Source organism: Pseudomonas fluorescens (genome assembly GCF_000730425.1).
In the GTDB taxonomy this organism is placed as follows: Bacteria; Pseudomonadota; Gammaproteobacteria; order Pseudomonadales; family Pseudomonadaceae; genus Aquipseudomonas; species Aquipseudomonas fluorescens_X.
On the sequence record NZ_CP008896.1, the window covers coordinates 4,194,548 to 4,207,369 of the forward strand.

General features: G+C 66.9%; 9 protein-coding genes. 3 read left to right on the forward strand and 6 right to left on the reverse strand.

Annotated elements, in window-relative coordinates; translation table 11 throughout:
- Positions 1 to 3 precede the first annotated feature (3 nt).
- The 5 genes from HZ99_RS18745 to HZ99_RS18765 form a co-directional block, all read right to left on the reverse strand.
- Complete coding sequence (locus HZ99_RS18745; RefSeq protein ID WP_008786734.1) at positions 4 to 1,509, reverse strand: efflux transporter outer membrane subunit; 1,506 nt, start codon at positions 1,507 to 1,509, stop codon at positions 4 to 6.
- Between the two features lie 20 nt (positions 1,510 to 1,529).
- Positions 1,530 to 4,706, reverse strand: a complete 3,177-nt coding sequence (locus HZ99_RS18750; RefSeq protein ID WP_008786735.1) for an efflux RND transporter permease subunit — start codon at positions 4,704 to 4,706, stop codon at positions 1,530 to 1,532.
- The gene (locus tag HZ99_RS18755; RefSeq protein WP_008786736.1) at positions 4,703 to 5,941 is read right to left on the reverse strand and encodes an efflux RND transporter periplasmic adaptor subunit; all 1,239 of its coding nucleotides are present in this window, start codon (positions 5,939 to 5,941) and stop codon (positions 4,703 to 4,705) included. Before HZ99_RS18755 ends, HZ99_RS18750 begins: the two co-directional genes overlap by 4 nt.
- Positions 5,942 to 6,365: 424 nt before the next feature.
- The gene (locus tag HZ99_RS18760; RefSeq protein ID WP_008786737.1) at positions 6,366 to 6,743 is read right to left on the reverse strand and encodes an ArsR/SmtB family transcription factor; all 378 of its coding nucleotides are present in this window, start codon (positions 6,741 to 6,743) and stop codon (positions 6,366 to 6,368) included.
- Positions 6,744 to 6,786: 43 nt separating this feature from the next.
- Positions 6,787 to 7,884 carry a cation diffusion facilitator family transporter gene (locus tag HZ99_RS18765; protein ID WP_008786738.1) on the reverse strand — a complete coding sequence of 366 codons (1,098 nt, stop codon included), beginning with the start codon at positions 7,882 to 7,884 and terminating at the stop codon, positions 6,787 to 6,789.
- Between the two features lie 224 nt (positions 7,885 to 8,108).
- On the opposite strand from HZ99_RS18765, the gene HZ99_RS18770 reads away from it, so the two are divergent.
- Both HZ99_RS18770 and HZ99_RS18775 read left to right on the forward strand, forming a co-directional pair.
- Positions 8,109 to 8,366 (forward strand): metal-sensing transcriptional repressor, encoded by a 258-nt coding sequence (locus tag HZ99_RS18770; protein ID WP_019396551.1) that lies wholly within the window; start codon positions 8,109 to 8,111, stop codon positions 8,364 to 8,366.
- Between the two features lie 9 nt (positions 8,367 to 8,375).
- Positions 8,376 to 9,686, forward strand: a complete 1,311-nt coding sequence (locus HZ99_RS18775) for an MFS transporter (protein ID WP_008786740.1) — start codon at positions 8,376 to 8,378, stop codon at positions 9,684 to 9,686.
- Between the two features lie 38 nt (positions 9,687 to 9,724).
- Here HZ99_RS18775 and HZ99_RS18780 read toward each other — a convergent pair whose 3' ends face one another.
- A complete protein-coding gene (locus HZ99_RS18780) occupies positions 9,725 to 10,081 on the reverse strand; it encodes an ArsR/SmtB family transcription factor (protein WP_008786741.1) in 357 nt (118 codons plus the stop codon).
- 238 nt (positions 10,082 to 10,319) lie between these two features.
- On the opposite strand from HZ99_RS18780, the gene HZ99_RS18785 reads away from it, so the two are divergent.
- On the forward strand, positions 10,320 to 12,815 hold the full coding sequence (locus tag HZ99_RS18785; RefSeq protein WP_008786742.1) for a heavy metal translocating P-type ATPase: 2,496 nt from the start codon (positions 10,320 to 10,322) through the stop codon (positions 12,813 to 12,815).
- Positions 12,816 to 12,822 lie beyond the last annotated feature (7 nt).

A 12,822-nucleotide genomic window follows, 5' to 3' on the forward strand; every position in this document is an offset into this window, starting at 1 on the left:
CCCTCATCCCGGCGACCGGGCGGACTGCTGCGCCGTGGCGCCCGATTGCACCGTGTGCTCAGTCCAGCCGCCGCCCAGCGCCTTGTACAGATGGATGAGGTTGTTCAGCCGCGTCAGGCGCGTGCGCACCAGGGTCTGCTGCGTGCCGTAATGCGTGCGCTGCGCGTCGAGTACAGTGAGGTTGTCGTCCACGCCCTCCTGGAAGCGCTGCTCGGCCAGCTCGTAGGCCTTCTGGCTGGCCGCCACCAGGAGCTGCTCCGCGCGGATCTGCTCATCGAGCGTGCGCTTGCCCGCCAGGCCGTCGGCCACCTCGGCGAAGGCCGCCTGGATGGACTTCTCGTAGTTGGCGATCTCGATGCGCTTCTGTACGTGCGCCACGTCCAGGTTGGCGCGCAGCGCGCCGCCGCGGAAGATGGGCAGCGTGATCTGCGGCAGGAAGCTCCAGGCCCGCGAGCCCGAATCGAACAGGCCGTCCAGCGAAGCGCTGGCCGTGCCCGCCGAGCCCGTAAGGCTGATCGTCGGGAAGAACGCGGCCCGCGCCGCGCCGATGTTGGCGTTGGCGCCGATCAGCATCTGCTCGGCGGCGCGGATGTCCGGCCGGCGCGCGAGCAGTTCGGACGGCAGGCCGCTCGGCAGGCCGGTCGGCACGATGTCGTCCGGCAGCGCCATGGCCTCGTCAAGCTGCCGGGACAGCTCCGGCGTCAGCGGCTGGCCCAACAGCAGCACCAGCGCGTTGCGGTCCTTGGCCGCCTGCCGTGTGTAGGCGGCATGGTTGGCCTCGGCGGTGCGCAACGCGATCTCTGCGCGGCGCAGGTCGAGCTGCGTGGAGTTGCCCGCTTCCACCAGTTGGGTGGTCAGCCCGTAGGAGCGCTTCTGCGTGGCGAGGGTGTCGCTCGTCAGGCGCAGCAGTTCCTGGTCGGCACGCAGCGTGAGGTAGGCGCTGGCCACCTCGGACACCAGGCTCATCTGCGTGGCGATGCGGGTCTCGTCGAGGGCCAGGTAGGACGCCAGCGCCCGGTCGCTGAGGCTGCGGATGCGGCCCCACAGGTCCAGTTCCCAGGCGGCCGTCACCCCGGCCACGTCGTAGCGCCGGAGCACGTCGCTTTGCCCCGTGGTGCTGAGGTCGGCCGGTACGCGCTCTGACGCGCCGCGGGCGGAAACGCCCAGGTTCGGCAGCATCTCGGCACGCTGGATACGGTACAGCGCCTGAGCCGCCTCCACGTTGAGCGCGGCCTTGCGCATGTCGCGGTTGTTCTCCAGTGAAATGCCGATCAACTGCTGCAGCAGCGGGTCGCGGAAGAAGTCCCGCCAGCCGATCTCGGCCGTGATCGCGTCGTCGGGCGTCGCGGCCGCCGGTTCCACATAGGCCGCGCCCAAGGGATAAGCCGTGTCGATCGGCGCTGCGGGCCGGTCATACTTCGGTGCCATGGAGCAGCCAGTCAACGCCGCCGCGAGGGCGAGCGGCGCCAGCGTCCTGGCGGGTCGTGTGAATGCGAAAGATGTTTTCATGTCGTATGTCCTCCTGGCCGTCATGCGTGCTGGTCGGTCATGCCGACACGGGCATGGCGCGCTTCGCGGCGCAGCGCCAGCTTGCGCACCACGACGTAGAACACCGGCGTCAGCACCAGGCCGAATACCGTCACGCCCAGCATGCCGGCGAACACCGCGATGCCCATGGCGTGGCGCATCTCGGCGCCCGCACCGCTGGCCAGCACCAGCGGCACCACGCCAGCGATGAAGGCGAACGACGTCATCAGGATCGGGCGCAGCCGCAAGCGCGCGGCTTCGAGCACGGCTGCCAGCGGATCGGCCCCTTCGCTTTCCTTCGCGCGGGCGAACTCCACGATCAGGATCGCGTTCTTGGCGGCCAGGCCGATCAGCACCACGAAACCGATCTGCGTGAAGATGTTGTTGTCCCCCCCAGAGAGCCAGACGCCGGCGATCGCCGAGAGCAGCGCCATGGGTGCAATCAGCAGCACAGCGAACGGCAGCGACCAACTGTTGTACTGGGCCGCCAGGAACAGGAAGGCGAGCAGCACCGCCAGCGCGAAGATATAGATAGCAGTATTGCCAACTCGCTTTTCCTGGAAAGTCAGGTCCGTCCATTCGTAGGTCATACCGTCAGGCAGCGATTCGCTCACGATCTTCTCAATCGCGGCGGTGGCCTGGCCGGATGAGTAGCCCGGCGCTGGCCCGCCGCTGATGTCCGCCGAGGGGAAGCCGTTGTAATGCATCACCCGGTCGGGGCCGGAACTGCGCTCGATGGTCGCGAACGCGCTCAGCGGGATCATGTCGCCCGCTGCATTGCGCACCTTGAGCATGCCTATGTCCTCAGCCTGCATGCGGAACTGCGCATCGGCTTGGGCCATTACCCGGTAGGTGCGACCGAAGCGGTTGAAGTCGTTGACGTAGAGCGAGCCAAGGTTGACCTGCAGGGTGTCGAACACCTCGGTCAGCGACACGCCCTGCGACTTGGCCTTCACCCGGTCGATGTCCACCTGCAACTGCGGCGCATTGGTCTGGAAGCTGGCGAGCATGTTCGCCAGCTCGGGCGCCTGCATGGCCTTGCCCATGATCTGGCCCTGTGCTTGTGCAAGCGCCTCGGGACCCAGGCCCGCCCGGTCCTCGATCTGCAGCTTAAAGCCGCCCATAGAACCCAGGCCCGGCACCGGCGGCGGCGGGAAGATGCCGACGAAGCCGTCCGGGATCTGGCTGAACTTGCCCATGAGCTTGCCCTGGATGGCGAAGGCCGACAGCGACGGGTCCTTGCGCTCATCGAAGGGCTTGAGCATGGCGAACATCAGCGCGGTGTTCGGCTGGTTCACCGGTCCATTGACCGACAGGCCCGGGAAGGCCACCACGCTCTCGACGCCCGGCTCAGCCAGTGCGATCTTGGTCATCTCCTTGACGACCGCCTCGGTGCGATCCAGCGAGGCGCCGGTCGGAAGCTGGGCGATGCCCACGAGGTAGTACTTGTCCTGGGCGGGCACGAAGCCCGCAGGCACCTTGTGGAAGCCCAGCCAGGTCAGGCCCAGGAAGCCGACGTAGAGCAGCAGCACGATGGCGCTGCCGCGCACCGCGCGGCGCACGCCCCCGACGTAGGAATTCGAGGCGCGGTCGAAGAAGCGGTTGAAGCGGCGGAAGAAGCCGCCGAACACGCCGTCGATGATGCGCGTGACGCGATCGGGCTTGGCCGCGCCGTGGTGCGGCTTGAGCAGGATGGCGGCCAGCGCTGGCGACAGCGTAAGCGAGTTGATCGCCGACAGGATGGTCGAGAACGCGATGGTTAGCGCGAACTGGCGATAGAACTCGCCCTGCAGCCCCGACAGGAACGCCGAGGGGATGAAGACCGCTGCCAGCACCGAGGTGATGGCCAGGATCGGGCCAGTCACTTCATCCATCGCCTTGCGCGCCGCGTCCTTGGGTGATTCGCCCAGCGCTATGTGGCGCTCCACGTTCTCCACCACCACGATGGCGTCATCCACCACGATGCCGATGGACAGCACCAGTCCGAACAGCGACAGTGTGTTCAGCGAGAAACCGAACATGTGCATCACCGCGAACGTGCCGACCAGCGAGACCGGCACGGCGATCAGCGGGATGATCGACGCGCGCCAGGATTGCAGGAACAGCACCACCACGATCACCACCAGGAAGATGGCCTCCAGCAGCGTGACGGCGACGGACTGGAGCGAGGCGCGCACGAAGACCGTGGGGTCGTAGGCGATCCTATACTCAATGCCGTCGGGGAACTTAGCTTGAAGTCGGTCCATTGCCGCGCGCACCGCGCTAGACACATCCAGCGCGTTCGCGCCCGGGCTCTGGATGATCTGTATCCCCACCGCCGGCTCGCCATTGAGCAGGCTGCGCAAAGAGTAGGAATCGGCCCCCATCGAGATGCGGGCGACATCCCGCAGGCGAGTTACCTGGCCGTCGGCGCCCGTCTTCACGACGATCTCGCCGAATTGCTCCTCGCTCGACAGTCGGCCCAGAGTGTTGACCGTGACCTGGAACGCCGCCGAGGCATCCGGCTGCTGACCAACCGAACCAGCGGCAACCTGTATGTTCTGCTCGCGGATGGCGGCAACCACGTCGCTCGCGATCAGCCCACGAGCAGCGACCTTGGCGGGTTCGAGCCAGACCCGCATCGAATACTCCCCGGCGCCCCAGACTAGGACATCGCCGACGCCTGGCGTACGAGCCAGCTCATCCTTCACATGAAGTGTGGCGTAGTTGGAGACGTACAGCGGATCATATCGACCTCCAGGCGAAAGCAAATGCACCACCATGAGAACGTCCGGCGACGTTTTCTCGGTGACAACACCGATGCGCTGAACTTCAGGCGGTAGGCGCGGCAACGCCCGCGAGACCCGGTTTTGCACCTGGATCTGCGCAATGTCGGCGTTGATATGCTGCTCGAAGGAGACGGTGAGCACCATTTTCCCGTCGGTGGACATCTGAGACTGCATGTACATCATGCCTTCTACGCCGTTGATCGCCTGCTCCAGCGGTGATGCCACGGTATCGGCGATCACTTGCGGGTTGGCACCGGGATAGCTAGCGGTGACCTGCACCGTGGGAGGCGTGACCTGCGGGTATTCGCTCAGCGGCAGCTGGAAGTAGCTGATCGCGCCCGCGATCAGCATCAGCACCGACAGGACGATGGCGAAGATGGGCCGGTTGATGAAGAAGCGGGGGAAATTCATTTGCGGGCCTCCGCCGAGCCGGCCGCGCCGTCAGCCTTGGCGGGGTCCGCGCCGGCGGCCGGTGCCGCGGGCGGCTGCATGGGCACCATGCGCGGCGTGACCGCCATGCCGGGGCGCACGAGGCCCTTGATGATGATCTTCTCACCGGCCTGCAGGCTGCCGTTGATGACGCGCAGCCCGTCCACCACCGGCCCCAGTTCGATGGGCCGGTACTGGGCCTGGTTGTTCTCGCCCACGACCAGCACGTAGTTGCGCCCTTGGTCGGTGCCCACGGCCTGATCGTCGATCAGGACGGCCTCGCGCGCCGCGCCGGTGGACAGCTTGGCCCGGGCGAACATGCCGGGTGCCATGCGCCCATCCGGGTTGGGCACAACGGCGCGCGCGCGGATCGTGCCGGTGCTTCGGTCAATGGTGTTGCCCACGAAGTCGAGCGCGCCCCTGTGCGGGAAACCCTTGTCCGTGGTCAGCCCGACCTGCACGGGCAGCGAGGCCTTGCCGCCGGCGCCCGCAGCGGGCCGCGAGCGGCTCACGACGTTGAGGTACGTGGCTTCGTCGATGTCGAAGTACACGTGCAGCGGGTCGATGGACACGATCGTGGTCAGCAGCGTGGCCGCGCCGGCGACACCGCCGCTGACCAGGTTGCCCTCGGTCACGAGCACGCGGTCAACGCGCCCGGCGATGGGCGCCGTGACGCGGGCGTAGGACAGATCCAGCCGCGCCGCAGCGACGGCGGCCTTGGCCGCTTGCACCTGGGCCTGGCGCGCACTGCGCGCGGAGACGGCATCGTCGTAGGTCTTGCGCGCGACAGCGCCGGTCGCCACCAGGCGCTCGGCGCGGTCGAAGTCGGCCTGGGCCTGACTGGCCAGCACCTCGGCCTGTTGCAGTTGCGCCGCAGCCGTGTCGAGCGTGACCTGGAACGGTCGGGGGTCGATCTGGAACAGCAGTTGTCCCTTGCGCACCAGGCTGCCCTCGGGGACGCTCACAGCATCGACGGCGCCGCCGACCCGCGAGCGCAGCTCGACGGTCTTGGGCGCGGCCAGGAAGCCGGTGTACTCGGCCGATGGCGCGACCGTGCGGGTGATGACCTCGGCCACGGGCACCTGCGGCGCCATCGGCGCGCCCGCCGGGGGCGCCGCGGCCTTGCCCTCGTCCTTGGCGTCGCGGGCGGCAATCGCTATGCCCCCGACGGCTGCGATGACGCCTGCCACCACAACGATTCTGATTTTTTTACGCATGGAAGTGCCCCTTTCTTGGATGCAGGACTCCGGCCCTTCCGAAGCGCTCTGCAGAAATTTGTGTGGAGGCTAGGCGTTACAACGAAGGCAAGGTCAAGCCCTTTGGGTTGCCCTAGCGGGCAGGCTGCATGGACAAGGTGGTGGGAAAACCCCGCGTCGTCGCTGTGGCCACTCCGACATCCAGCTCACGAGTGCCGTTGTGCGGTTGAACCGGTCGGTCTTGTGGGTGATTGCGAGCGCGGGAGGCTCAGGCGTCCAAGCTGCCGCCGCCCATTGCTGTGCCTGCGCGGCATCCCGGCGCCCAGGCAGGGCCCGCGATTCAGGGTGTTGCGCCCAGGCCGCATCGAGGACGTCCTTGAGGCTAACCGGCGGCGTGGGTACCGGCGCCTCGCAACCTGCCATTCGCCTGGGTGCTTGGGCCTGGTCAGTCGTCGGCTTTGTCCTCGGAAATGTGGACCGCCATGTCCTGCAGCACCTGGCTGACGTGCTGGTCCGCGATGCTGTAGAAGATGTGCTTGGCTTGGCGTTCGCCGCGCACGAGGCGCGCACCGCGCAGCAGCCGCAGGTGATGGCTGACCAGAGACTGCGACAGGTCGAGCGCTTCGGCGATGTCCCCCACGGCGACCGAGCCATGCATGCACTGCAGCAGGATCTTCAATCGCGATTGGTCGCCCAGCAGGCGGAAGGTCTCGGCCAGAACAGCGACGTCACTTTGCGACATTGCGAGGGCATCGGTCGCCGCGTCGTGGCTGGTGGTCGAGCATTGCGCGGTGTCGGCGCTGGTGGTTTTGCGGGACGTCATGGATGCAAATCCTCAAGTGGAGTGCGAGCCGGCTCGCGCGGCCTCAATGCCTGTGACCAGGAGCGGAATGGTCGTGGTCATGGCCGTGGCTGTGCCCGCCGCCATGCTTGTGATTGCCATGATCATGGCCGCTGTGGTCGTGCCCGCTGTGGTCATGACCGCTGTGATCGTGGCCGCTGTGGTCCTGACGCTCCGACGTGGGCTGCAAGCTGCAGACGTTCTCGTCGGTGCCCGAGTTCCAGTCGATCCCGACCGTGGCGTGTTCGATGCTGAATTGCTCTCGAAGCACCGCTTCGACGCGCTTGACCACGGCGCGTGCTTCCTCGTCCACGTTGGGGCGAACGTGCAGCGTGGCCATCGTGCGCCCGGAGGTGAGCTGCCACACGTGAACGTGGCTGACGGCCGCCAGGCCCGGCACGGCGCCCATCAGGCCTTGCTCCACCTTCTCCGGCGAAGCATCCTCCGGCGCGCCTTCCAGCAGGATGTGGATCGACTTGGCGAGCAGCTTCCATGCGCTGCGCAGGATCAGCGCCGCGACCAGGACCGACAGGATGGGATCGATCGGCGTCCAGCCCGTGAGGTAGATGACGATCGCAGCGACGATGGCGCCGACCGAGCCGAGCAGGTCGCCCATCACGTGCAGGATGGCCCCCTTCACGTTGACGTGATCGGTCTCTCCGCGGGTCATGATCCACAGCACGAGCACGTTCACCAGCAGGCCGAGCACGGCGACGATCATCATCGGGCCGGCCAGGATCACGGGCGGCGCCTGCAGCCGCTCCCACGCCTCGTAGGCGATCCAAGCGACGATCGCGAACAGGGTCACGGCGTTCAGGAAACCGGCGATGACCTCGAAGCGCAGGTAGCCGAAGGTGCGCTTGCTGTCGGCCGCGCGGCGGCCGAACCGGAATGCTGCGTAGGCCAGTGCGAGCGCCGCGGCGTCGGTCAGCATGTGGCCCGCGTCGGCCAGCAAGGCCAGCGAGCCCGACAGCACGCCTCCGACGGCCTCCACGACCATGAAGCCGAAGATCAGGAAAAAGGACAGCAGGACCTTGCGCTCGTTGGCGCTGGTCACGGTCGGGGTGTGGTCATGATCATGGTCGTGATCGTGACCATGGTCATGTGCGTGGGATTGGGACATGGGGCCTCGGGAAACTGGGTCTTTGACTGTGGCTCAAAATATAACACATGAACATGTTTTCATGTGAATTGTTGTACACATTTGTGTTCGCGTCTCACCACGGCCGGGATGCCGCTCCGGGCAATTGCCTTAGCCTGGCTCGGCGACCATTCCCCCCGCCTGGCAAGCAGCCGTTGATCTAACATCCAGTGGCAGTATCCCCCCTGGGGGGATATGATTTCAGCATGGAAGACATGCATAAGCACACCACCCATCCCGACCTGGTGAAGCGGCTCAAGCGCGCCGAGGGGCATCTGCGGCACGTCATCGGGATGATCGAAGGGGGAGAAACCTGCCTCGACATCGCCCGCCAGCTCGCGGCGGTGGAAAGCGCGGTGACGGCGGCCAAGCGCGTCCTGATCCACGACCACATCGACCACTGCCTGTCCCATGACGAGGACTCCGTTCTGACCGAAATGAAGGCGCTGACCAAACTGCTCTGAGGCCGTCCGATGCTCTCCGTCCTGAATAACCGCACCTACCGCCACCTGTTCACCGCCCAGGTGATCGCGCTCGTCGGCACCGGCCTGATGACGGTGGCGCTCGGCCTGCTGGCCTACGAGCTGGCCGGCGCGGATGCAGGCGCGGTGCTCGGGACGGCGCTGGCCATCAAGATGCTGGCCTACGCGGGGGTCGCGCCGGTCGCGCAGGCCTTCGCCGACCGGCTCCCGCGGCGCTCGCTGCTCGTGGCGCTGGACCTCGTGCGAGCGGCCGTCGCGCTGTGCCTGCCCTTCGTCACCGAGGTCTGGCAGATCTACCTGCTGATCTTCGTTCTGCAGGCGGCATCCGCCGGCTTCACGCCGACCTTCCAGGCCACCATCCCGGACATCCTTCCCGACGAAGAGGACTACACGAAGGCGCTGTCGCTGTCCCGGCTGGCCTACGACCTGGAAAGCCTGATTTCCCCGATGCTGGCCGCCGCGCTGCTGACCGTCATCAGCTTTCACAACCTGTTCGCGGGAACGGTGCTCGGTTTCCTCGTTTCAGCCGCTCTCGTGGTCAGCGTGCGGTTGCCCACGTCCGTCCCCGGCCCGCGCCGCGGCATCTGGGAGCGAACGACGCGCGGCACGCGCATCTACCTCGCCACGCCTCGCCTGCGGGGCCTGCTGGCGATCAGCCTGGCCGTCTCGGCGGCCGGCGCGATGGTGATCGTGAACACGGTGGTGCTCGTGAAGGCGCGTTTCGGCCTGGGCGAAGTCGAGGTGGCGTGGGCACTGGCGGCGTTCGGAGGCGGCTCGATGGTGGCCGCCTTCGTCTTGCCGTCCCTACTGGAGAAAGTAGCCGACCGACCCGCGATGCTCACCGGCGCCGCTGTCCTCGTCGTGGGCACGGCGATCGGCGCACTGCTGCCGAGCTATGCGCTGTTGCTGCCGCTGTGGCTGGTGATCGGCTTTGGCTACAGCGTGGCGCAGACGCCATCCGGCCGTCTTCTGCGCCGCTCGGCCCACGCCGAGGACCGTCCAGCGATCTTCGCGGCCCACTTCGCGCTGTCGCACGCCTGCTGGCTCATCTGCTACCCGCTGGCCGGACGCTTCGGCGCGGCCATGGGGCTGCAATCGACGTTCGTCGTCATGTCCTTGATCGGCCTAGCTGGCGTGGCGCTGGCGCTTCGGCTGTGGCCGGCCAGCGACCCGTCGGACTTGGCCCATGACCATCCGAACCTGTCGGCGGATCACCCCCACTTGCGTCAGCACGCGAACCAAGGCGGGCACCATCACGTGCTGGTCGTGGATGACTTGCACCGGATCTGGCCGAAAGGATAGGCCTCACGGGACGCGGTAAGGGCTGTTTCGCACCAAGGCTAGTCGTCGCTGTTGTCCTCAACGATGTGGATGGCCATGTCCAGCAGCACCTGGCTCACGTGCTTGTCCGCTACCTCATAGAAGATCTGCTTGGACTGGCGCGCGCCCTTGACCAGACGGGCTCCACGCAACAGTCGAAGGTGATGGCTGACCAACGACTGCGAGAGTTCGACGGCTTCCGCGATGTCGCTTACCGACGTGGACCCCTTCATGCAGCACAGCATGACCTTGAGCCGCGACGGATCGCCCAGGAGCCGGAAAGTCTCGGCCAGGATGGTCACGTCATTCTGTGACAGGGAGGCCAGATCGGTGCTTGGGCCCTTCGGTGGGGCACTGGCTGGTTTGCGTGGAGTCATCTCTCAAAAATTCCTACCCTCGAACGGCTGTTCGTGCCCTTCAGGATCAACGAGGCTGCGACCGCTTGAGCGCGCGCACAGCCCGGGACCAGGGCGAGCCTGGCGACCAAGGCCCCTCGTTTCCCCCGTGCGCCGGGCCATTTCTGAAACCTGACAGTACCCGAAAAAAGCGCTTGACCTTCCCACGATGGTAAACCCTAAGCTCCCCCATGTCGAATATCAACTATGGGAAACAACCATGAGCATGCCAATAACGAGTGATGCTCGTGCCACCGCAGCAGCGATCAGCCTACCCATCGAGGGCATGACCTGCGCGAGCTGCGTCGGCCGAGTCGAGGCCGCCCTGGCCAAGGTGCCGGGCGTGGACAGCGTGTCCGTCAATCTCGCCACCGAGCGGGCGGACATCCGCCTGGCCAGTCCTGTCGATCGCATCGCGTTGATCCAGGCGGTCGAGAAGGTCGGCTACGACGTGCCGGCTGGCACCGTCGAACTGGCGGTCGAGGGCATGACCTGCGCCTCCTGCGTGGGCCGCGTCGAGAAGGCACTCAAGGCCGTGCCCGGCGTCACCGAGGCCACGGTCAACCTCGCGACCGAGCGTGCCACCGTGCGCGGCGTGGCCGCCGTGGCGGACCTGATCGCGGCCATCGAGAAGGTCGGCTACGAGGCCAACCCGGTGGATACCGGCGCGCAGGCCGACGAGGAAGCCGCCGAGAAGAAGGACGCCGAGCGCGCCGAACTCAAGCGCGACCTGACCCTGGCCGCCGTGCTGGCGCTGCCTGTGTTCGTGCTCGAAATGGGCTCGCACATGATTCCCGGCATGCATGAGTGGGTGGCTTCCACCATCGGCATCCAGCAGAGTTGGTATCTGCAGTTCGTGCTGACCCTGCTGGTGCTCGCCATTCCGGGCTGGCGCTTCTACGAGAAGGGCTTCCCGGCGCTGTTCCGCCTGGGTCCCGACATGAACTCGCTGGTCGCGGTCGGCACGGCCGCAGCCTTCGGCTATTCGATGGTCGCCACATTCGCGCCCAGTCTGCTGCCGGCCGGCACGGTGAACGTGTACTACGAGGCGGCCGCCGTCATCGTGGCGCTGATCCTGCTGGGCCGCTTTCTTGAGGCACGGGCCAAGGGCCGCACCTCCGAGGCCATCAAGCGCCTGGTCGGCCTGCAGGCCAAGGAGGCGCACGTGCTGCGCGACGGCCGCATCGTGGACATCCCGATCAACGACGTGGCGCAGGGCGACATCGTGGAAGTGCGCCCCGGCGAGCGCGTGCCGGTCGATGGTGAAGTGACCGAGGGCCGCAGCTTCGTGGACGAGTCGATGATCACCGGCGAGCCGATTCCCGTCGAAAAGGCGGAAGGCAGCACCGTGGTCGGCGGCACCGTCAACCAGAAGGGTGCGCTGACGCTGCGTGCCACCGCCGTGGGCGGTCAGACCATGCTGGCGCAGATCATCCGCATGGTCGAGCAGGCGCAAGGTTCCAAGCTGCCGATCCAGGCCGTGGTGGACAAGGTGACACTGTGGTTCGTGCCCGCCGTCATGCTGGCCGCCGTGCTGACCTTCCTGGTCTGGCTGGTGTTCGGCCCGTCGCCCGCGCTGTCCTTCGCGCTGGTCAATGCCGTGGCGGTGCTGATCATTGCCTGCCCGTGCGCCATGGGTCTGGCGACGCCGACCTCCATCATGGTCGGCACGGGCCGGGGCGCCGAGATGGGCGTACTGTTCCGCAAGGGTGAAGCCCTGCAACTGCTCAAGGACGCCAAGGTGGTGGCCGTGGACAAGACCGGCACGCTGACCGAGGGCCGCCCGGTCCTGACCGACCTGGAGATTGCCGACGGCTTTGACCGCAACCAGGTGCTGGCGAAGGTCGCCTCTGTCGAATCGCGCTCGGAGCATCCGATCGCACGCGCCATCGTCGAGTCGGCCGTGGAAGGTGGCATCGCGCTGCCGACGATGACAGACTTCGATTCGGTCACGGGCATGGGCGTGCGCGCCACCGTGGACGGCGCGCGTGTCGAGGTCGGTGCCGATCGCTTCATGCGTGAGCTGGGGTTGGACGTGAGCGGCTTCGCTCGCACGGCCGAGCGCCTGGGCAATGAGGGCAAGTCGCCGCTGTACGCCGCGATCGACGGCCGACTGGCCGCCATCATCGCGGTGGCCGATCCGATCAAGTCCAGCACGCCCGCGGCCATTGCCGCGCTGCACCAGCTCGGCCTGAAGGTGGCGATGATCACTGGCGACAACGCGCGTACCGCGCAGGCCATCGCCAAGCAACTGGGCATCGACGAGGTGGTGGCCGAAGTGCTGCCCGAGGGCAAGGTCGAAGCCGTGCGCCGCTTAAAGGCCACCCACGGCCAGATCGCCTACGTGGGTGACGGCATCAACGATGCGCCGGCGCTGGCCGAGGCCGACGTGGGCCTGGCGATCGGCACCGGCACCGACGTGGCGGTGGAGTCGGCCGACGTGGTGCTGATGTCCGGCAACCTGCAGGGTGTGCCCAACGCCATCGCGCTGTCCAAGGCCACCATCGGCAACATCCGCCAGAACCTGTTCTGGGCGTTTGGCTACAACACGGCCCTGATCCCGGTGGCCGCTGGCGTCCTATACCCCGCATACGGTGTGCTGCTGTCGCCGATCTTCGCGGCCGGAGCGATGGCGCTGTCCAGCGTGTTCGTGCTCGGCAACGCGCTGCGCCTGCGCCGCTTCCAGCCGCCGCTGGCGGCGGATACCGCTCATTGAGAAAGGA

Excerpts from the sequence above, each read along its gene's own strand:
- HZ99_RS18770 (WP_019396551.1), top strand. The coding sequence starts at position 8,109 with ATGGAAGACATGCATAAGCACACCACCCATCCCGACCTGGTGAAGCGG.
- HZ99_RS18780 (WP_008786741.1), bottom strand. The coding sequence starts at position 10,081 with ATGACTCCACGCAAACCAGCCAGTGCCCCACCGAAGGGCCCAAGCACC.
- HZ99_RS18745 (WP_008786734.1), bottom strand. The coding sequence starts at position 1,509 with ATGAAAACATCTTTCGCATTCACACGACCCGCCAGGACGCTGGCGCCG.
- HZ99_RS18775 (WP_008786740.1), top strand. The coding sequence starts at position 8,376 with ATGCTCTCCGTCCTGAATAACCGCACCTACCGCCACCTGTTCACCGCC.
- HZ99_RS18785 (WP_008786742.1), top strand. The coding sequence starts at position 10,320 with ATGAGCATGCCAATAACGAGTGATGCTCGTGCCACCGCAGCAGCGATC.
- HZ99_RS18765 (WP_008786738.1), bottom strand. The coding sequence starts at position 7,884 with ATGTCCCAATCCCACGCACATGACCATGGTCACGATCACGACCATGAT.
- HZ99_RS18760 (WP_008786737.1), bottom strand. The coding sequence starts at position 6,743 with ATGACGTCCCGCAAAACCACCAGCGCCGACACCGCGCAATGCTCGACC.
- HZ99_RS18755 (WP_008786736.1), bottom strand. The coding sequence starts at position 5,941 with ATGCGTAAAAAAATCAGAATCGTTGTGGTGGCAGGCGTCATCGCAGCC.
- HZ99_RS18750 (WP_008786735.1), bottom strand. The coding sequence starts at position 4,706 with ATGAATTTCCCCCGCTTCTTCATCAACCGGCCCATCTTCGCCATCGTC.